This is a genomic window from Streptomyces collinus, assembly GCF_031348265.1.
In the GTDB taxonomy this organism is placed as follows: domain Bacteria; phylum Actinomycetota; class Actinomycetes; order Streptomycetales; family Streptomycetaceae; genus Streptomyces; species Streptomyces collinus.
Genome location: NZ_CP133771.1, coordinates 1,828,792 through 1,848,878, shown reverse-complemented (window position 1 = coordinate 1,848,878; position 20,087 = coordinate 1,828,792). Strand labels below are relative to the sequence as shown.

The following is a 20,087-nucleotide window of genomic DNA, read 5'->3' as shown; positions in this document are numbered from 1 at the left end:
CCCCCATTCGCAGCCGGGCGAAATCTCCATGGGGTGTGTTTTCCCCACGAGGTCGGATTTCCTCACGACGTCCGCATTTCTCCTGACGTCCGACGCCTCACGAACGTAACTCAGCCGAGTGCGGATGCCGCCCCCTTGAACACCAGTCCGGCACCGAGAACCACCACGGCGAAGGCCGAGCCGAGCGGAGCGGTCCGGCGCACCAGGGCCGCCATCGGGCCCACCGTCCAGCGGGGGCGCCGGTCCAGGAGCCGGGTCATGCCGCTGCCCGCCTTCACGACGGCGTATCCGGCGGCCGTGAGGGTGAGCGCCAGTCCGACGCCGTAGGCGACGACGAGCAGCAGCCCGAACCAGGCCTGCCCGAGGGCCGCGGCGCCGACCAGCACCACCACGGCGGACGGGCTGGGCACGAGCCCGCCCGCGAAGCCCATGAGGATCGTGCCGCGCAGGGTGGGCGCGACGGGGTGGCTGTGGGTGAAACCGCCGTGGGTGTGCTCGATCGTGTGGGGGTGGGAGTGGGGGTGGCTGTGATCGTGCGGGTGGTCGTGGTCGTGGTCGTGCTTGTGGTCGTGGTCGTGCGTGTGGCCGTCGTGGTCGTGGGTGTGGCTTCCGTGGCCGTGTTGGTGGCCGTGATGATGACCGTGCGGCTGGTGGGTGTGCGCCCGGTTGCGCAGGGCGCGGCGGAGCAGGCTCGCGCCCGCCAGGGTCACCAGGATGCCGCTGGCGACACCGAGCCAGGCGATCACCGACGGCGCCGCCGCCGAGCCGGCCGTGACCAGGAGGCCCAGGGCGACCACACCCAGGGTGTGGGTGACGGTCACCGAGGCGGCCATGGGCAGGACGTCCTTCATCCGGGCCTGCCCGCCCCGGGCCGCCGCCGTGGCGGCCATGATGGTCTTGCCGTGGCCCGGCGCGAGCGCGTGCATCGCACCCAGGACGACGGCGATGAGGAGGGCCAGCGCGGCGAAGCCGGCGCTGAGGTCCTGCCGGGCCACCAGGTCGTCCAGGGCACGCGTCCAGCGGTCCGCGCCGCGCGGGAGCACCGAGGCCGCGGGGGCGTCCGACTCCTCCTCGGCCAGGGCCGAGCCGCCGGGGCGCACCCGGAGGGCGGCCGACGCGGTGTCGGCCGGGGAGGACAGCAACTCCTCCGGGTAGCGGGTCAGCTCGGCCGATATCGACTTCTCCGGCACGTCCGAGGCGGCGAGCGTCATACGGTCGCCCCGTGCCGTGATCTCCCGCCAGCCCGGGCCGCCGGAAGCCCCCGCACCACGGAAGCCGAGGGACACGGTCTTCTCGCCCGCCGGCAGAGCAGCGGTCAGCTCGCACTCCACCCGCAGGGTGTCGAGCCCCGCCTGCCCGGGCCGCACACGCGCCTTGCTGCGCTCGGCGGAGAGGGCGACCTCGCGCCCGTCGACGGTCGCGCGGCTGTCCTCGGCGGCCGTGGCGCACCGCTCGCGAGCCCACATGGCGATGCCCAGCCGCTTGATGTCCGGCGCCGCCTGGGTCGCGGGAATCTCGGCGAGGTCCTCGACGTGATGGACCCGCAGCTCGCCGGGGGCGGCGACCAGGCCGTCGTAGCGGTTGACGGTGAAGTTGCCCAGCGGGTGGGCGCTCGCCGTGGCGGCGGGCAGCAGGGTGAGCGCGCAGGCGGCCGTCAGGACGGCGGCGCCGGACGCGAACAGCCGGCGCAGGGTCACCGGTTCCCCTCCAGGTCCTTGAGTGCGGTACGGGCCTCGCGCGCGCCGAGGGGCGAGAAGCCGGGGTTCAGGTCCAGTGCGGCCTTCAGGTGCGTGCGGGCCCCGCGCTCGTCGCCGGTGGCGCGCTCGATGACACCGCGGTGATAGAGGAAGACGGCGTTGCGGTAGCCGGTCGCCGTCGCCCGGCGGGCGTACGGCAGGGCCTCCTCGTCGCGGCCGTTGACGTGCAGGGCCCAGGCGAGGGCGTCGGCGGTGTGCACGCTGTGGCGGCGGTCCCACTCGGCGCGGGCGGAGCGCAGGGCTTCCTTCTTGTCGCCGTGGTCGGCGGCGGCCAGAGCCGTCTCCAGGTCGGTGTTGGCGCCACCGGCGCGGGCGAGGGCCGTCCAGGCGTCGACGAGGGCGTACTGGTCGCCGGCTTTGGCCCGGTCGCCGTCGGCGCCCCGGTCCTCGTACAGCTCGCCGAGGGCGACGAGCGGGCCGGGCAGCGGGAACTGGGCGACGACCTGTTCGAGACCGGCCACGGCAGCGGCCCGGTCACCGCTCGCGGCCTGGGTGCGGGCGCGGCCCTCCAGCGCGGGCAGGTACGCGTCGTCGGCGGCCAGGGCACGGGCGTAGTGGCCGAGGGCCGTCTTGTACTCGCCCTGGTTCCAGGCGAGTTGCCCCAGCGAGGTGGCGACGTACGCGACGTCGGCCGGGGCGCTCGCGGAGCCCAGGGCGCGCTCCAGCACGGACCGCGCCGTACGGACGTCGCCGCGCAGCTCGTGCACGTACGCGTACCGCGTGAAGACGGGGACGCCGGGGCGCCTGTCGTCGGCGGTGTCGGCGGCCTTCGCGGCGTCGTCGTACCGGCCGAGTTCCACGAGCGCGTCGATACGGGTGCACAGGGCGCGTTCGTTGTACGGGTTCTGCTTCAGGGCCCGGTCGGCGTGGTTCAGGGCGCCGGGGAAGTCGTGCCGGGCCGCGGCGAGGGCGGCCTGCCCGGCCAGGGCCTGGTCGTTGCCGGGTTCCAGGTCGAGGGAGCGCCGCAGGGCGCGCTCGGCCTGCGGATACCGGGACGGGTCGCCCTTCGTGCGGGCCTGCTCGACGTAGGCCACCCCGAGGGTGGACCAGCCGCCGAAGTCCCTCGGCTGGGCGCGGAGATGCTTCTGCAGGGAGGCGATCCCCGCGTCGAGGTCTCCCCGGGCGAGATCGCCGGGCGACAACGCCCCGGCCGCCGACACGGCGTCGACGCCGGTCCCGCCGTCCTGCCCGCCGCCGACCGCGACGGCCCCGCCCGTCACCGCGACCGCCAGCAGCACGGCACACCCGGCCAGATGCAGGGCCCGCCACCGCCGCCCTCCGTCGGCGGCCCGTCGCATCGCGGCGACCCGCTGGTCCGTGTCGTCGCCGCCTTCGCCGGCTTCGTCGCCGTCCCCGCCGGCCGGGGAGGGGGTGGGCGCGGTGTCTCCGGCGCCGGGCTCGGCAGGGCGGGCGCCGGATGTGCCGTCGCCGCCCTTGCCGGAACCGGCCCCCGCCCCGGCAGCCGCACCGCCCTCCCGCTCCCCGGCGGTCTCGGGCTCCGGGCCCGTCGACGGCGCTCGGTCGTCGTCGCGCCTCTCCGGTGTGCTGTCGGTCGTACGCGGAGGCATGACCTCTCCTCGGTCGGATGTGCTGGTGCGGGAATCGGCGACGCGGCCCGCGCCGTGGGGGACGGGGAACGGGCCGCGCCGGTCGGTGGGAGCGGAGCGGGTCAGTACGCCCGGTTCCGCATGCGGCGCCACCACATCAGGGCCGCGCCGATCAGGACGATGCCGCCCGCCCCGGCCCCCGCGGACGCGGCGATCAGGCGCGTGTCGTCCGAACCCTCGGCGCCGGCCGGCTGGAGCGCGTCGCCCAGCTGGCTGCGCACGTCGTTGCCGCCGTCGACGCCCTTGGCGAGCGGGCCGCGCGACCCTTCCGTCGGCAGGGCGACGTACGGGAAGGACTTCTCGAACTTCTTGTCGTTCTTGTCGACCGCGTCACCGAGGTCGTTCTTCGCACCCACCAGCTCGCCCTCGACGACCTGGAGCGAGGCGTCGATCACGTCGTCGGTGAGGCGACGGCCGTTGGGGAAGCCGGCGTTGTCACCGTCGAGGACACCCAGCCGCTTGGGCTTCGCGGCCGGCTTGATCGAGGTGTTGAGCCGCAGCTGCTCCGAAGGCGTCACGTGCGGGGGCTGGTTGAGGTCCTTGACGCCCTTGAGGAAGACGTCGACCAGGTCGTTGCGCGGCTCGTCCGGCGCCGGGATCTTGTAGATCGCCTCGATGAGCTTGGGCAGCTCCGGGTTGGTGACGTTCTCCAGGAACGCGCCGTCGTCCCGCGGCGTGGACGCGTTGAACTTGTCCTTGTCCTTCAGCGGGTTGACGACCTCGTTGACCAGCGGGTTGCCGAGGCGCGAGACCTGCGTGAAGTAGCCCTTGGCGTTCTTGCGCTGGGTCGTCGACCAGATGCCGACGACCGGCTGCTCGTGCGACTCGGCGATGAAGCTGTTGGGGACCTGCAGGGCGATCGAGTTGACGTTGTAGCCCTTGAGAGTGTCGTTGCCGACCTCGGAGAGGTTCCCGCCGTAGAGCAGGTCGAAGACGCGCAGATCCAGGAAGAACGGGTCGTCGGCCTGCCCGGCGAACGTCTGGGCGCCCCCGGCGAGCTTGTGGACCGCCTGCTTGCGCAGGGCGTTGTAGTCCGGCATCGACGCCTTGCCGACGTTCGACGGCGCCACCGGCACGTCGTCGGCGACCTTGGTCTTCGACACGGCCTTCAGGTTCCGCAGCTTGATCAGTTCGAGGTCGTACGTCTGCGTGATGTTCAGGTCGGGGTCGTCGAGGCTCTCGACCGGGCCCGTGTTGTACAGGAACGTCTTGTCGTTCTTCGTATGAGTCTTGAACGTGTACCGGAAGACCAGGTCTTCCTTCGCGTCGCCGTTGCTGTCGATGCGCAGGTCGTACTGGGCGTCCTCGGCGAACGTGAAGAAGTTGGGCCCTCCGGCCGGTTCCTCGAAGGGGATCCAGTTCGCGACGATGGTCGTCGTGTCCGGCTTGTCCGGGCTGACGAACGCGTACACGTCGGTGTTGTCGTACTGGGGGGTTCCCGAGATCAGCGGGGCCTCGCGGTGGCTGGAGGCGGAGGCCTCCTCAGGTGCCAGCGCGGTCACACCGGCGGCGGCGAGCCCGCCGGTGGCCAGCGCACCACAGATCACAGTCGCGATGCTCCGGCGCCCCGCGCCGGTCCTGAAGGTAGGTGTCATGCCGTCCGTCCTCGGTGCCAACTTGCCTGACACACGCCATTCGGAGTGGTCGGCGAAGCGGATTGGTCGAATCTCAAACGTTCTTACGGCGAGTCGGGGAAGTTGTTTCATCGCCGGGCGACCCGCGTTTTCGGCGCGCTGATCCGTAACACCGTCCGGAGGTGTGTGCGTTGCGAATGCCTCGTGTGAGGGGACAGGCCCGGTGCGGCCTCGGAGAGGGGGACCGAGTGGAGGCGGACGAGCTGCTGCTGCTCGTGGCAGGTGGGGACCAGAAGGCCTTCGAGGAGCTGTACGGACTGGTGTCCGGTCCCGTGTTCGGTCTCGTACGGCGTGTGGTGCGCGACCCCGCCCAGTCGGAGGAGGTGGCTCAGGAGGTGCTGCTCGAACTGTGGCGGTCCGCGGCGAAGTTCGACCCGGGCCGGGGCAGCGCGATGTCCTGGATCCTCACCCTCGCACACCGTCGCGCCGTCGACCGGGTCCGCAGTGCCCGGGCGGCCGGGGAACGCGAGCAGCGCGAGGCGCTCCGCGCGAACCAGCCCGCCTTCGACCAGGTCACCGAGGAGGTCGAGGCCGGCCTCGAACGCGAGTGGGTACGCCGCTGCCTCGACCGGCTCACCGTCCTGCAGCGCCAGTCGGTCACCCTCGCCTACTACGAGGGCTACACGTACCGTGAGGTGGCCGAGCAGCTCTCCCTGCCGCTGGGCACCGTCAAGACCCGGATGCGGGACGGACTGACCCGTATGCGCGAGTGCCTGGGAGGTGTGGCATGAGCCTCTTCCGCCGCGAGGACCTGCACTCGCTCGCCGCGCCCTACGCGCTGGACGCCCTGGAGCCCCCGGAGCGGGTCCGCTTCGAGAAGCACCTGAGGGACTGCGACCGCTGCGCCGCCGAGGTGCGCGCCCTGACCGAGGACGCCGTCCGGCTGGCCTGGTCCACGACCGCACCGCCCCCGGCCGCGATGCGCGACCGGGTCATGCTCGCCGTACGGACGACTCCGCAGGACCCGGCACCGCAGGGTGCGGGGCGCGAGCCGGCACGGGCGCGTGCGACGCAGCTGCCGCCGCACGTGTGGGGCGCCCAGCCGCCGCCGCGGCAGCGGCAACGGCGCCGGATCCCGCTGTTCGTGCCCTTCGCGACGGCCACCGCCGCCGCGGCCCTCGTCGTCGCCTCGCTGTTCGCCGTGCAGGCGAACCGGACCCAGGACCGGCTGACCGCCGAGCAAGATCGGTCACGTGAGATCGCCCACGTTCTGGCGGCTCCGGACGCCCGTGCGAGCAGTGGCCGGGACGGGCGGGGGCGCACCATCGGAGTGATCGCTTCCGCCACGGAGGGGAGTGCGGTGGTCACCCTCGGCGGATACGGAGCCCCGTCGGGCGGCCGCGTGCACCAGTTGTGGCTCATGCGCCCGGGCGCGCAACCGCGCTCCCTCGGGCTCTTCGAGCGCGACACGCCCCTGGTCGCGACGGGTCTGGGCACCTCCGCGACGTCACTGGCCGTGACCGTCGAGCCCGACGGGGGATCGCCGCAGCCCACTACCCAGCCGATCGTCCAACTCGCCCTGAAATCTGTTGGATTCGGAGAGTAATCGGAGATACATCGTCAACCCCCTTATGGGGAAGGTGAATCCTGTGACCGAGATACACGCGTGCCCGGACGGGGCGATAGGGTTAACCTGCCCGGGCCGGGTGGACTCGTACGGGTGGGGAGTGACATGGATCAGATAACAGTGCGCAGCAGGGCCAGGGTCCCTGCGATCACCTGCGGGAGCAGCGCGACCAGTTCGCGCCTCGACCGCCACCTCTCGGTGCTGGGCGGCCCTGCCGTCCCCCAGCGGGAGACGGTCGAGGCGACCTCGTTGATGCGGGAACTGACCGCGCGTCAGCCGCACGACCGCAGTGGCAGGGGTGCGCGCGTGCGTCGCGTCTCGCTCTTCGCGCCGCTGCGCCGGCTGCGCCGCACGCTGTTCGGCAGCAGGTAGGGGACCGCGCTCGGGCGGTCACACCGCCCCCGGCGCCGGCGCTGCGACACCCGTCGTCCGTCATCCCCGCGGCACGCAGCGGCGCCAGGTGTGTTCCCGAGCGCGGCACGCCCCCTGTCGGTGCCACATCCCCGCCCGGCAGTGACCGGGGGCGACGTCCGCGGTTCCGGCCGCCCGTTCACCGCTCCCCGTGCGCGTACTGACGCACGGCGAGCGGCACGAACACCCCGAGCAGTACGGCGCACCACAGGAGCGACCCCGCGACGGGGTGGGCCACCGGCCAGGCCGCCCCGTCGGGCACCGGCGCGTTGCCGAACAGGTCCCGCAGGGCCGTCGCCACCGCGCTGATCGGATTCCACTCGGCGATCGTCCGCAGCCAGTCCGGCAGTCCCCGCGTCGGGATGTAGGCGCTGGACAGCAGTGGCAGCAGGAACGTCGCACCGCCCAACTGGCCGGACGCCTCCTCGTTGCGGGTGAGCAGGCCGAGGTAGATCCCGGCCCACGTGCACGCGAAGCGGAACAGCATCAGCAGCGCGAACGCCCCCACCGCTTCGAGCGGGCTTCCCTCGACTCGCCAGCCCACGGCGAGGCCCACCAGCAGGAACGGCACGGCCCCGGCGGCCGCGGCCACCACATCCGCCGCCGCCTGCCCCAGGGGCACGGCCGCCCGGCTCATCGGCAGCGTACGGAAGCGGTCCGTCACGCCCCGGTGGGTGTCATGGGCCGCCTGGAACATGCCGGTCATGATCCCGCCCGAGGCGGTCGCCACCAGCAGGCCCGGTACGAGGAAGGACCGGTACGCCTCGCCCGGCACCGCCAGCGCGCTGCCGAAGACATAGCCGAAGAACAGCAGCATGCTGATCGGCATCGTCTGGGTGAGGATCAGCAGCCCCGGGTTGTTCCGCATCCGCAGCAGCTGGCGGCCCAGCATCGCGCTCCCGTCGTACGCCAGCACGCTCATGCGACACGCTCCTTCTCGTCGGTGGTCCCGGTCGTGGTCTCCGTCAGGCGCAGGAACACGTCGTCGAGGGTCGGCGGGCGCAGGCTCACGTCGAGCAGCGGCACCCCCGCCGTGTCCAGGGCGCGCACCAGCAGCGGGATCGTCAGGGTCGGGTCCTTGCTGACCGCGCCCACGGCGTTGCGCTCGTGGTCGAACGAGGGCTGTGCGCCTGTCAGCCGGTCGAGCACGCCCGCGGCCTTCGCGAGGACGTCCGCGTCCGGCACGACGACCTCGGCGTGCGCCCCGACCAGCGACTTGAGCTGCTCCGGAGACCCGGTGTGCGTGACCCGGCCCCGGTCCACCAGGGCGATGTCGTCGGCCAGTTGGTCGGCCTCCTCCAGGTACTGCGTGGTGAGCAGCACGGTCGTGCCCTCGGTGGTCAGGCCGCGCACCACGTCCCGGATGAGGGTGCGGCTGACCGGGTCGAGGCCGGTCGTCGGCTCGTCCAGGAACAGCACGTCGGGGCGGCGGACCAGGCTCGCCGCGAGGTCCAGGCGGCGGCGCATGCCGCCGGAGTAGGTGGACGCGGGGCGGTCGGCGGCCTCGGTCAGGCCGAAGCGGTCGAGGAGTTCCGCGGTCCGGCCGGCCGGACCGCGCACCCGGTGCAGCCGGCCGAACAGCTGGAGGTTCTGGCGTCCGGTGAGGTCACCGTCGATCGAGGTGTCCTGCCCGGTGACGGCGATCCGGCGGCGTACGGCGGCGGCCTCGCGGACGAGGTCGTGCCCCGCGACGCGGGCGGAGCCCGCGTCCGGCCGCAGCAGCGTGGTCAACAGCCGTACGGCCGTCGTCTTCCCCGCCCCGTTCGGCCCGAGGACCCCGCAGACCGTCCCCTCGGCGACCGCCAGGTCCAGCCCCCGCAGGGCACGGACCTCCCCGAACCGCTTCTCCAGACCTTCACTAAGTACAGCGTACGTAGAAGTCATGGCATGACCATAGCGCACTACGTACGCTGTACGTAACTAGGATGGTGGCCGAGGTGATGACCGATGGCGGGCCGAGCGGCCGTACCCGAAGTGATCTGGGCGCGCCCCGAGCGCACCGGACGTGGGCCGAAACCGGCGTTCACGCGCGCCGACATCGCGGCGGCGGCGGTGCGGATCGCCGATGCGCAGGGGCTCGACGGGGTCACCATGCGGAATGTCGCCGCGGAGCTGGGCTGCGGGACGATGTCGCTGTACAACTACGTCCCCCGCAAGGAGGACCTGTACGAGCTGATGATCGACGCCATCGGTGCCGAGCACGAGATGTTCGAGCCCACGGGCGACTGGCGCGCCGACATGCTCCGCAACGCGGAGGAGACGCGCGCCATCATGCACCGCCACACCTGGGTGCCGCGCCTGATGCCGGGGGTGTTCGGCTTCAGCCCCAACACCCTGCGCTACCTGGAACACTGCCTGGCCTGCCTCGAACCGCTCGACGTGCCGGCCGGCACGAAGACGGAGCTGGTCGCGCTGCTCAACGGCGTCGTGACGACGTACACCGGGAACGACATCGCGACCGCCGAACGCACCCGCTCCATGCCGTGGTCCGCGGACGAGGAGAACGCGGTCCGCATGGCCTACCTGGGCAGCCAGATCGCCACCGGCGCGTATCCGCGGCTGACCGCGGCCTTCACGGAGCAGAGCGGGCCGGTCGATCTGGAGGCGGTGTTCAGACGGGCACTCGAACGCGTCCTGGACGCCTTCGACCCCGAGCTGCGTTAGAGCAGCGCCAGTTGCCCCTCCGGGCCCTCCTCGGGCCCCTCCAGCACGGTGGCCGGCCGGCGGGCCGCGTTCGGCACCGGGAGGACGCCGGCCTCACGCAGGTCCGTCGCCGTGACCGGGTCGGGGAGTTCCGGCTCCTCCAGGGGGCGCAGCTCGGCCAGGAGCGCGAGGACGGTGATCAGCTCCAGCAGCTCCGACGTCCAGGTCTGGGGCCAGGTGGCGGGACGGATCGCGGCCAGCGTGCCCGGCTCGGGGACGGCGACACGGGTCTCGAACCACTGCTGGAGGACACGGACTCCGCCCACCTCGAAGTCCCAGGCCTCCGGCGGCACGGGCGAGATGCGGCCCTCGTCCAGGAACAGGGCTTCCTCGTCCCGGTCGTAGCGCAGCGTCACGGGCCGGGAGGGCAGCGGGGCGCGGACGTAGGGGCGGCGGCCGCCGGGAAGCTTCGGGCGTTCGCCGTCGCGGCGCATCAGCCACAGCAACCGGTGGCCCAGCTCAAGGCCGCGTTCCCACTCGTCGGCGTCCCCGGTGAGCGGGACGGTGAGGTCCGGTCGGGCCGTGGCCGTGATCCAGGCCAGGACGTCCAGCGGCGGCGGGGCGCTGCCCAGGCGGGTGCCGAGATGCTCCAGCAGGCCCGGAGCCAGGTTCGGCTCGCGGCCCCCCGGGCGGCGGAACAGAGGGCGGATCCGGCCGGGGCGGTGCAGCGGGAGCAGCGAGGTGACGAGCAGGGGAGGGGTGGCCTCGGGCGTCTCCACCACGAAGACCTGCCGTTCGTCCGCCACCCGCCACAGCTCCGGGCGGGCCGCGTCGATCAGCCGCTGGTCGGGGATCAGCCACTGCTCGTCGTAGGGCGCGAGCAGGACGCGCACCGGCTCCGGGCAGGGCCCCGAGGCGCGCACCAGCTTCTCCGTGCCGCCGCTGCCGGTCCGGCCGGGCAGCCGGCCGACCGCCGAGCGCAGCGTGCGCGAGCGGGTCGGCTCGAACAGGGTCTCGCGGTCGGGACCCTCGGCCTTCACCAGAGCGTCCCAGCGGGCCTTCAGGGACGCCGCGTCGGGCGCCGCCGGCCAGCCCCGGCCGAGCCGCGGCGGTGCGACGGACCACGGCATGAGGTCCGCCAGCGGCGGAGCGTCGTCGTGCGTCACGCTGGGCATCGTACGACCTGCCGCCGACACGCGGGTCAGGTGGCGTCCAGGGTCACCGTGAAGGAGAACCGGTCCCCGCGGTAGTGAATGACGGCCACATCCAGAGGCTGTCCCTCGGCGTCGTACGTCACGCCCGTGTAGTGCAGGATCGGGCTCAGCAAGGGCACTTGGAGCAGCTTCGAGGTCTCCGGGTCGGCCAGCCGCGCCTCCACCGTGTCCGTGATGCGGCTGATGTCCGCCCCCACCGCGTCCCGCAGCACCTTGGTCATGGGCCACCGGACGAGGTCGTCCAGGTCGATCCGCGCGGCCAGTTCGGGCCGCACGTAGTTGCGGGCGTGGTTCGTCGGCTCACCGGTCTTCTCGTCGCTCCGCAGCCGGTGGTACGTCGAGACCTCCCGCACGTCCGGGAAGAACTCGGCGAGTTCGCCCGGCACGGGCGCGCTGCCGTGATCCAGCAGTTCGGTCGTCATGCCGGACTGCTGGGCCACGATCGCGTCCACCGAGCCGAGCAGGCGCACCGGGGAACCCCGGCGCGCGTGCGGCTCGATGAACGTGCCGCGCCGGCGGTGGCGCGAGATCAGACCCTCGTCCTCCAGCTCCTTCAGCGCCTGCCGCATCGTCAGCACGCTCACGCCGTAGTGCCCGGCCAGCTGCTCCTCGGTGGGCAGCCGCAGCGGGTCCTGGGGCGAGCGGCCGAGGATCGAGGCGCGCAGCGACTGCGACACCTGGTACCAGAGCGGCAGCTTGCGGTTCAGGACGATGGAGTCCGGGGCGAAGGAGGTCACGGGCCATCCGTACCGGTAGGAAATGATCAGTGCAAGGGGGCTTCTGACGGATCTCCGTGGAAGAAGAAGCGGCGTTCGGTGCGGCGAGAGTGCGTGCCGGGCGTCGCGACGCCGCGGAGTTCCGTCAGAAAGCCCCCTAGGGGCGGAAGTGCCGCTCCAGGCCCTGCCAGACGTCGTCGTAGCGCTGCTGGAGGTGTTCCGCGCGGGCCGCGTGCGGGGTCAGGGTGAGCGGCCAGCGCGTCTCGAACATGAAGGCCAGGCCGTCATCGATCTTCTGCGGCTTCAGCTCGGCGGCGCTCGCCCGGTCGAACGTCTCCCGGTCCGGGCCGTGCGCCGACATCATGTTGTGCAGCGAGCCGCCACCCGGCACGAAGCCCTCGGCCTTCGCGTCGTACGCGCCCTCGATCAGGCCCATGTACTCGCTCATCACGTTCCGGTGGAAGTACGGCGGCCGGAACGTGTCCTCGCCGACCAGCCAGCGCGGCGCGAACACCACGAAGTCGACACCCGCCAGGCCCGGGGTGTCCGACGGGGAGGTCAGCACCGTGAAGATCGACGGGTCCGGGTGGTCGTAGGTGATGGTGCCGAGCACATTGAAGCGGCGCAGGTCGTAGACGTACGGCACATGGTTGCCGTGCCAGGCCACCACGTCGAGGGGGGAGTGGTCGTAGGTGGCCGTCCACAGGTTGCCGCAGAACTTGTTCACCACCTCCACCGGTCCCTCGACGTCCTCGTACGCGGCGACCGGGGCGCGGAAATCCCGCGCGTTGGCGAGCCCGTTGGCGCCGATCGGGCCCAGGTCGGGCAGGCGGAAGGGCGCGCCGTAGTTCTCGCACACATAGCCGCGGGCGGAATCATCCAGCAGCTCCACACGGAAGCGGACTCCACGCGGAATCAGCGCCACATGTCCCGGCTCCACATGCAGCAGACCGAACTCCGTGCGCAGCAGCAGCCCGCCGCGCTCCGGGACGATCAGCAGCTCGCCGTCGGCGTCGCTGAACACCCGGTCCATCGAGGCGTTGGCCGCGTAGAGGTGGACGGCGATACCGGTGCGCTGGGTGGCGTCGCCGTTGCCGCCCAGGGTCCACAGGCCTGCCAGGAAGTCCGTCTCGGGCGCCGGGTCGGGCAGCGGATTCCAGCGCAGGCGGTTGGGGTCGGGCACCGTCTGGTTGAAGGGGGCGGTGCGGACCGATCCGTTCTGGGCCCGGGTGAACGCCGGGTGCGCGGCCGACGGGCGGATCCGGTACAGCCACGAACGGCGGTTGTGCGCCCGCGGCTCGGTGAACGCCGAACCGCTCAGCTGCTCCGCGTACAGCCCGAGCGGGGCACGCTGGGGCGAGTTGCGGCCCTCCGGCAGTGCGCCCGGGACGGCTTCCGAGCTGTGCTCGTTGCCGAAGCCGGAGAGGTAGGCCAGCCCTTCGGCGGTCTTCCGCGCTCCCTCGCGCTCGCTCCCGCTCGCGCGAGAGGTACCCCCATCGCCCATGATCGGTGCTCCCTTGCATTCGATTCCTATGGAGTACCGTAGGATTGCGATTTCCCCAACGCAAGAGGGGCACGCCCCTCCTCTCGACGGATGACCTGAACCCGACTTGAGAATGATCCGCCGGACCGGACGTGTGTTCTACGCTCACGGACATGTCGTGGACACGGAAACCTCTGGCCGCGCTCGCGGTCTGTGTCCTCCTTCTGGCCGGATCCGCGGGTTGTGGCACCGATGACGCCCGGGAGGGCAGTGCGTCGCCCACCCCGGTGGGCAAGATCCTGGAGGACCGGGACCAGGAGGGGCGGCCCTTGCGTGAGGTCGGACAGGAGGGTGCCCCCGGCGTCGGCATCGAGGTGCAGCCCGACACGGCCGGCGGCTGGGGCGTACGCCTGACCGTGCGCAACTTCCGCTTCTCGCCGGCCGGCGCGGCAGCCCGCGCGGTGGCCGGGCGGGGACTCGCGCGCCTCTACGTCGACGGCCGTCCCGTCGCCCGTCTCCGCGCCCCCGCCCACCGGCTCGACGCCCGCCTCGTCCCGCGCGGCACGCACCGTGTCACGGCCCGTCTCTACGCCGACGACGGCACCGTGTGGGCCGTGGACGGCAAGCCCGTGGAGAGCACGGCCGACATCACCGCGTCGGAGCCGGGGCCGGGGATGACACCGGACGCGTCCTCCCGGCGCAAGGCCCGCACACAGGGCGCGGACGTCGGGGGGCGAGGTTCACCAGGCCGCGCCCAAGGGGCATCATGAAGCCCGTGCCCCACGCGACATCGCTCCGTCGTGCGCCCGTGCAGCGGCGCAGTGCCGAACGCCTGACCAGGATCCTCGACGCCTGCGCCGACCTCCTCGACGAGGTCGGTTACGACGCCCTGAGCACCCGTGCCGTCGCCCAACGGGCCTCGGTCCCGATCGGCTCCGTCTACCGCTTCTTCGGCAACAAGCGCCAGATGGCCGACGCGCTGGCGCAGCGCAACCTGGAACGGTACTCCGAGCGCGTCACCCGGCGCCTGCGGCAGGCCGGCGAGGACGGGGGCTGGCGCACGGCCATGGACGCCGTGCTCGACGAGTACCTGGAGATGAAGCGCACCGCGCCCGGCTTCTCGCTCGTCGACTTCGGCAACCAGATCCCGGTCGGTGCCCGCCACGGCGAACCCAACCACCGCGTCGCCGACCGGCTCACCGAACTCCTCTCCGGCTACCTCGACCGAGAACCGGACGAGGATCTGCGCCGGGTCTTCCTCGTCGCCGTCGAGACCGCCGACACCCTCGTGCACCTGGCGTTCCGGGTCGCACCGGAGGGGGACGAGCGGATCATCGAGGAGGCCAGGGAGATGCTGCGCGCCTATCTGGCCCGCGCCCTCGACTGACCTCCGTCCCGCCAGGCCCTCCCCGAGATGCATACCGGTCGGTATGCTCGGGCGCGTCAGCGCGTCACCGTAGCCGCCGCCCCCGGGAGGACCCGTGTCCCGCACCGCCCTGCGTATCTGTCCCCTGTGCGAGGCCACCTGTGGCCTGACCCTCACCATCGAGGGGACGCGCGTCACCCACGCCCGAGGCGACCGGGACGACGTCTTCAGCCAGGGATTCATCTGCCCCAAGGGCGCCTCCTTCGGAGCGGTCGACTCCGACCCCGACCGGCTGCGCACGCCGCTCGTACGGCGGGACGGCGAGCTGCGCGAGGCCACCTGGGAGGAGGCCTTCGACGCGGTCGCCGCCGGCATCCGGCCCGTCGTGGAGCGCCACGGCCCCAACTCCGTCGGAGTCGTCCTCGGCAACCCCAACGTGCACACCATGGCCGGTGCCCTCTACCCGCCCGTCCTGCTCGCCGGGCTCGGCACCCGCAGCGTCTTCACCGCGTCCACGGTCGACCAGATGCCCAAGCACGTCTCCAGCGGCCTGCTCTTCGGCGACGCCAACGCCATCCCCGTGCCCGACCTCGACCGCACCGGTCATCTCCTCCTGATCGGCGCCAACCCGCTGGAGTCCAACGGCAGTCTGTGCACCGCCCCCGACTTCCCGGGCAAGCTGAAGGCGCTCAAGGCCCGGGGCGGCACCCTCGTCGTGATCGACCCGCGGCGCACCCGCACCGCGAAGCTCGCCGACCGGCACATCGCCGTCCGGCCCGGCACCGACGCGCTGCTGCTGGCCGCGATGGCGCAGGTGCTCTTCGAGGAGGGGCTCGTCGAGCCGGCCCCGCACGTCCAGGGCGTCGAGGAACTGGCCGACGCCATCCGGGAGTTCACCCCCGAAGCCGTCGCGGAGGCCTGTGACGTCGAGGCGGACGCGATCCGGGCCCTCGCCCGCGACCTGGCCGCCGCCCCGGCCGCCGCCGTCTACGGCCGTATCGGCAGCTGCACCGTCCCGCACGGCACCCTGGCCAGCTGGCTCGTCGACGTCCTCAACATCCTCACCGGCAACCTCGACCGGCCCGGCGGCGCGCTCTTCCCGCAGGCCGCCACCGACAAGACCCCGCGACCCGCCGGACCGGGCCGGGGCTTCGCCCTCGGGCGCTGGCAGTCCCGTGTGAGCCGGCACCCCGAGGCGAAGGGCGAACTGCCCCTCTCCGCCCTCGCCGAGGAGATCGACACCGCCACCGAGGAGGGCGAGCCGGTGCGCGCGCTGATCGCCGTCGCCGCCAACCCCGTGCTGTCCGCGCCCGACGGCGACCGGCTCGACAAGGCGCTCGACTCGCTCGACTTCATGGTCAGCGTCGACCCGTACCTCAACGAGACCTCGCGCCACGCCGACGTGGTCCTGCCCCCGCCCCCGCCCTCCCAGAGCCCGCACCACGACTTCGCCTTCAACACCCTCGCCGTCCGCAACCAGGTCCGCTACACCCGCCCGGCCGTTCCGCTGGAGCCGGGCCGCATGGCGGAGACGGAGATCCTGGCGCGGCTGATCCTGGCGGTCACGGGCATGCACGGGGCGGACCCGGCAGCCGTGGACCAGATGGTCATCGACCAGACCCTCGGCAAGGCGGTCACCGAGCCGCACTCGCCGGTCCACGGCGGTGATCCGCGCGAGCTCGCCGCCCGGCTCGGCGGCGACACCGGCCCCGAGCGACGGCTCGACATGATGCTGCGCCTCGGCCCCTACGGCGACGGCTTCGGCGTACGACCCGATGGCCTCAGCCTGGACAAGCTGCTCGCACACCCCCACGGCATCGACCTCGGGCCGCTGGAGCCCCGCCTGCCGCAGCCCCTGAAGACCCGCAGCGGCCGGGTGGAGCTGCTGCCCGGCCCGATCGCCGACGACCTGCCCCGCCTGCGCGCGGCCCTGGCCGAACGCCCCGAGGGGCTCGTCCTGGTCGGTCGCCGCCATCTGCGCTCGAACAACAGCTGGATGCACAACGTGCCCGCCCTCACCGGCGGCTCCAACCGCTGCACCCTGCACATCCACCCCGAGGACGCCGAACGGCTGGGCGTCGAGGACGGGGCCGCCGTGCGCGTCAAGGGCGCCGGGGGAGAGGTCACCGCACCCGCCGAGGTCACCGACGCGATCCGCCGGGGCGTGGTGAGCCTGCCGCACGGATGGGGCCACAACCGCCCCGGCACCCGCCTCAGCCACGCCTCCACGGACCCCGGCGTCAACGTCAACCAGCTGCTCGACGGCCGTCTGCTCGACCCGCTGTCGGGCAACGCGGTCCTCAACGGAGTCCCGGTCGAGGTGACACCCGAGACGGGTCCGGAAGCGTCCGCCGTGACCGAAAAGCTCACCGCTCTGACCTGAGCAAAGCTGTGACCAGCAGTTTTGCGCTTATTGCTCGCACGTCAACGTCTTGTTAACGCCGCTTGAACGCACCTAACGTCTCGGACACCGCCGGCCCTGGTGGGATGTTCAAGGGCGAACGTTAGGTATCAACTCATGCTGACCATCCTCGGCTTCGCCATGATCGCGACCTTCCTGGTCCTGATCATGATGAAGAAGATGTCGCCGATCGCGGCGCTCGTGCTGATTCCCGCGCTGTTCTGCGTGTTCGTCGGTAAGGGCGCCAAGCTCGGCGACTACGTCCTCGACGGCGTGACCGACCTCGCCCCCACCGCGGCGATGCTCATGTTCGCGATCGTCTACTTCGGCGTGATGATCGATGTCGGTCTCTTCGACCCGATCGTCCGCGGCATTCTCAAATTCTGTAAAGCCGACCCGATGCGGATCGTCGTGGGCACCGCCCTGCTCGCCGCGATCGTGTCGCTGGACGGCGACGGTTCGACGACCTTCATGATCACCGTCTCGGCGATGTACCCGCTGTACAAGCGCCTGAAGATGAGCCTGGTCGTGATGACCGGTGTCGCCGCCATGGCCAACGGCGTGATGAACACCCTGCCGTGGGGCGGCCCGACCGCCCGCGCCGCGACCGCGCTGAAGCTCGACGCGAGCGACATCTTCGTCCCGATGATCCCGGCGCTCCTGGTCGGCCTCGCCTTCGTCTTCGTCCTCTCCTACGTGCTCGGTGTGCGCGAGCGCCGGCGGCTGGGCGTGCTGACCCTGGACGAGGTGCTGGAGGAGGAGCAGGAGAGCGAGACGGTCCTCGTCGGCTCCGGCGGCTCCGGCGACGGCAAGGTCTCGATGCGCAAGGGCGGCACGGCCGCCGCGGGCTCCGGCACGGACGCCCCCACGGGTGCCACGGGCACCGCCGCCTCCGGTGACGACGACGGCTTCCAGGGCCTCGACCCGAACCGGCCCACCCTGCGTCCCAAGCTCTACTGGTTCAACGCGCTGCTCACGGTCGGCCTGCTCACCGCCATGATCATGGAGTGGCTGCCGATCCCGGTGCTGTTCCTGATCGGTGCCGCGCTCGTCCTCTCCGTGAACTTCCCGCACATCCCGGACCAGAAGGCCCGTCTGGCCGCCCACGCCGACAACGTCCTGAACGTCTCCGGCATGGTCTTCGCCGCCGCCGTCTTCACCGGCGTCCTCCAGGGCACCGGCATGGTCGACCACATGGCCAAGTGGATGGTGGACGTCATCCCGGGCAGCATGGGCCCGCACATGGCGCTCGTCACCGGCATCCTGAGCCTGCCGCTCACCTACTTCATGTCGAACGACGGCTTCTACTTCGGTGTCCTGCCCGTCCTCGCCGAGGCGGGAGCCGCCCACGGGGTCACCCCGCTGGAGATGGCCCGCGCCTCCCTGGTCGGCCAGCCGCTGCACATGTCCAGCCCGCTCGTCCCGGCCGTCTACGTCCTGGTCGGCATGGCCAAGGTGGAGTTCGGCGACCACACCAGGTTCGTCGTGAAGTGGGCCGCCCTCACCTGCCTGGTCATCCTCGGCGCGGGCATGCTGTTCGGGATCATCTGAGCCACTTCAAGGAGGACGTCATCGTGAGGCCCGGTGGGAACCGCGGCTGGCTGCTCCGCCTCGTCATCGCCTTCGGCTTCGCGCAGGGGGCGGTGTCGATGGCCCGGCCCGCCGTCTCCTACCGGGCCCTCGCGCTGGGTGCGGACGAGCGCGCGATCGGCGTGATCGCCGGTGTGTACGCCCTGCTGCCCCTCTTCGCAGCCGTCCCCCTCGGCCGCCGCACCGACCACGGCCGCTGCGCGCCCCTGCTGCCGGTCGGCGTGGTCCTCATATCCGGCGGCTGCGCCCTCAGCGGAGTCGCCGGTTCCCTGTGGACGATGGCCCTGTGGAGCGGGGTGATGGGCCTCGGGCACCTGTGCTTCGTCATCGGCGCCCAGTCCCTCGTCGCCCGCCAGTCCGCACCGCACGAACAGGACCGCAACTTCGGCCACTTCACCATCGGTGCCGCCCTCGGGCAGCTCGTCGGCCCCATCGCCGCGGGCGCGCTGATCGGCGGCGAGGACATGGCCGGCAGCAGCGCGCTCGCCCTGATCGCGGCGGGCGCCACGGCGGCGGTGGCGTTCACCTCGCTGTGGCGCATCGAGGATCGCCGTACGGCGTCCACGTCCCGCGCGGACAAGGGCGACCGGGTCCCGGTCCGGGGCATCCTGCGCACCCGCGGGGTGCCGGCGGGCATCTTCATCAGCCTCGCCGTGCTGTCCGCGACCGACATCCTGACCGCCTACCTCCCGGTGGTCGGCGAGCACCGGGGCATCGCGCCGTCCGTGATCGGCATCCTGCTCAGTCTGCGCGCGGCGGCCACGATCGCCTGCCGCCTGGTGCTCACGCCCCTGCTGCGGCTGCTCGGGCGGACCCTGCTGCTGACGGTCACCTGTCTGCTGGCGGCCCTGCTCTGCGCGGGCATCGCCCTGCCGGTGCCGGTGTGGGCGCTCGGACTGCTGCTGGTCGCGCTGGGCTTCTGCCTCGGGGTCGGCCAGCCGCTGTCCATGACGACGGTCGTCCAGGCCGCCCCGGACGACGCCCGCTCCACGGCCCTGGCCCTGCGCCTGACCGGCAACCGGCTCGGCCAGGTCGCCGCGCCCGCCGCGGCCGGGCTGATCGCCGGAGTCGCGGGCGTGGCGGCGCCGTTCGTGATGCTGGGGGTGCTGTTGCTGCTGTCGTCGGGGGTCGCCGTACGGTCGCGGCGGGAGCCGGGGGAGCCGGGGGAGCCGGGGGAGCCGGAGCCGGAGCCGGAGCCGGAGGCTGATGGTGAGGTCCGCGGTGCGCGGAGGGGCTTCCGGTGTGGGGAGCCGCTGCGCCGGAAGAGCGATACCTGACGCGTCACAGGGCGGTGCCGCCCGCCGCCCCACCGGGCCGCCGGACGCCGACCCCGAACTCGACGGCCGGCACCGGCACGGAGCCTCACCCGGCGAGCAGGGCACCGCTGTGGCCGTGGGGCATCCGGACACGGACAGCGGACCCGCCGTCCTCGCGCTGCGTCTGATCACGTGCGGCGGCTACGACCGCGGGAAGGGCTACTCCGGCAACGTGGTCGTCTTCGCCCACCTCACCGGCGCGGCATCCGCTGAACCGGGCCGTCCGCCTTCTCACCAGATGGACCGAAGCCCCCGATCTTGTCCGGTGTCTTCCCCCGGCCGCACACATTCCGTTAACTTCCGTGACCCACAGCCCCGTACGACCCGCACGGGGCTTCCGACCGCGGAGCACCAGCGCCCTGAAGACCCCTCGGGGGCACCT

General features: G+C 72.4%; 17 protein-coding genes. 9 read left to right on the top strand and 8 right to left on the bottom strand.

Annotation, left to right across the window (positions count from 1 at the left end):
- Nucleotides 1-110: 110 nt before the first annotated feature.
- The 3 genes from RFN52_RS08275 to RFN52_RS08265 all read right to left on the bottom strand — a co-directional run bounded on the left by RFN52_RS08275 (nt 111) and on the right by RFN52_RS08265 (nt 4,959).
- Nucleotides 111-1,697, bottom strand: a complete 1,587-nt coding sequence (locus RFN52_RS08275) for a HoxN/HupN/NixA family nickel/cobalt transporter (protein ID WP_184844415.1) — start codon at nt 1,695-1,697, stop codon at nt 111-113.
- Nucleotides 1,694-3,325 carry a tetratricopeptide repeat protein gene (locus tag RFN52_RS08270; RefSeq protein WP_184844412.1) on the bottom strand — a complete coding sequence of 544 codons (1,632 nt, stop codon included), beginning with the start codon at nt 3,323-3,325 and terminating at the stop codon, nt 1,694-1,696. Before RFN52_RS08270 ends, RFN52_RS08275 begins: the two co-directional genes overlap by 4 nt.
- A gap of 101 nt (nt 3,326-3,426) precedes the next feature.
- Complete coding sequence (locus RFN52_RS08265; protein WP_184844409.1) at nt 3,427-4,959, bottom strand: DUF4331 domain-containing protein; 1,533 nt, start codon at nt 4,957-4,959, stop codon at nt 3,427-3,429.
- A gap of 227 nt (nt 4,960-5,186) precedes the next feature.
- Between RFN52_RS08265 and RFN52_RS08260 the strand changes: the two genes are divergently transcribed.
- The 3 genes from RFN52_RS08260 (at nt 5,187) to RFN52_RS08250 (ending at nt 6,937) form a co-directional block, all read left to right on the top strand.
- The gene (locus tag RFN52_RS08260) at nt 5,187-5,729 is read left to right on the top strand and encodes a sigma-70 family RNA polymerase sigma factor (RefSeq protein ID WP_033312815.1); all 543 of its coding nucleotides are present in this window, start codon (nt 5,187-5,189) and stop codon (nt 5,727-5,729) included.
- Nucleotides 5,726-6,544, top strand: coding sequence for an anti-sigma factor (locus RFN52_RS08255; RefSeq protein WP_184844405.1), 819 nt, complete (start codon nt 5,726-5,728; stop codon nt 6,542-6,544). Before RFN52_RS08260 ends, RFN52_RS08255 begins: the two co-directional genes overlap by 4 nt.
- 126 nt (nt 6,545-6,670) lie before the next feature.
- A complete protein-coding gene (locus tag RFN52_RS08250) occupies nt 6,671-6,937 on the top strand; it encodes a hypothetical protein (RefSeq protein WP_184844402.1) in 267 nt (88 codons plus the stop codon).
- A gap of 178 nt (nt 6,938-7,115) precedes the next feature.
- Here RFN52_RS08250 and RFN52_RS08245 read toward each other — a convergent pair whose 3' ends face one another.
- Complete coding sequence (locus RFN52_RS08245; RefSeq protein WP_184844399.1) at nt 7,116-7,898, bottom strand: ABC transporter permease; 783 nt, start codon at nt 7,896-7,898, stop codon at nt 7,116-7,118.
- Nucleotides 7,895-8,860, bottom strand: coding sequence for an ATP-binding cassette domain-containing protein (locus RFN52_RS08240; protein ID WP_184844396.1), 966 nt, complete (start codon nt 8,858-8,860; stop codon nt 7,895-7,897). The genes RFN52_RS08245 and RFN52_RS08240 overlap by 4 nt, the downstream gene beginning before the upstream one ends.
- Nucleotides 8,861-8,923: 63 nt before the next feature.
- Here RFN52_RS08240 and RFN52_RS08235 point away from each other — a divergent pair, with 63 nt between their 5' ends.
- Nucleotides 8,924-9,640, top strand: a complete 717-nt coding sequence (locus tag RFN52_RS08235; RefSeq protein ID WP_184844393.1) for a TetR/AcrR family transcriptional regulator — start codon at nt 8,924-8,926, stop codon at nt 9,638-9,640.
- Here RFN52_RS08235 and RFN52_RS08230 read toward each other — a convergent pair.
- The 3 genes from RFN52_RS08230 to hmgA all read right to left on the bottom strand — a co-directional run bounded on the left by RFN52_RS08230 (nt 9,637) and on the right by hmgA (nt 13,053).
- Entirely contained in the window at nt 9,637-10,794 is a 1,158-nt protein-coding gene (locus tag RFN52_RS08230; RefSeq protein ID WP_184844390.1) for a type ISP restriction/modification enzyme, read from the bottom strand. The two genes, RFN52_RS08235 and RFN52_RS08230, sit on opposite strands and share 4 nt — an antisense overlap.
- Nucleotides 10,795-10,820: 26 nt before the next feature.
- Entirely contained in the window at nt 10,821-11,570 is a 750-nt protein-coding gene (locus RFN52_RS08225; RefSeq protein ID WP_184844387.1) for a GntR family transcriptional regulator, read from the bottom strand.
- Between the two features lie 136 nt (nt 11,571-11,706).
- The gene (gene hmgA / locus RFN52_RS08220; RefSeq protein ID WP_184844384.1) at nt 11,707-13,053 is read right to left on the bottom strand and encodes a homogentisate 1,2-dioxygenase; all 1,347 of its coding nucleotides are present in this window, start codon (nt 13,051-13,053) and stop codon (nt 11,707-11,709) included.
- A gap of 152 nt (nt 13,054-13,205) precedes the next feature.
- Between hmgA and RFN52_RS08215 the strand changes: the two genes are divergently transcribed.
- From RFN52_RS08215 to RFN52_RS08195, 5 genes are all read left to right on the top strand, one after another.
- Nucleotides 13,206-13,802 (top strand): hypothetical protein, encoded by a 597-nt coding sequence (locus tag RFN52_RS08215; protein ID WP_184844381.1) that lies wholly within the window; start codon nt 13,206-13,208, stop codon nt 13,800-13,802.
- A complete protein-coding gene (locus RFN52_RS08210) occupies nt 13,799-14,419 on the top strand; it encodes a TetR/AcrR family transcriptional regulator (protein WP_184844378.1) in 621 nt (206 codons plus the stop codon). The genes RFN52_RS08215 and RFN52_RS08210 overlap by 4 nt, the downstream gene beginning before the upstream one ends.
- Before the next feature lie 94 nt (nt 14,420-14,513).
- Nucleotides 14,514-16,781: a molybdopterin oxidoreductase family protein gene (locus RFN52_RS08205; protein ID WP_184844375.1), complete on the top strand. Its 2,268-nt coding sequence runs from the start codon at nt 14,514-14,516 to the stop codon at nt 16,779-16,781.
- Between the two features lie 135 nt (nt 16,782-16,916).
- Nucleotides 16,917-18,350, top strand: coding sequence for a CitMHS family transporter (locus RFN52_RS08200; RefSeq protein ID WP_184844372.1), 1,434 nt, complete (start codon nt 16,917-16,919; stop codon nt 18,348-18,350).
- 23 nt (nt 18,351-18,373) lie between these two features.
- A complete protein-coding gene (locus tag RFN52_RS08195; protein ID WP_184844369.1) occupies nt 18,374-19,666 on the top strand; it encodes an MFS transporter in 1,293 nt (430 codons plus the stop codon).
- The last annotated feature ends 421 nt before the right edge of the window (nt 19,667-20,087 follow it).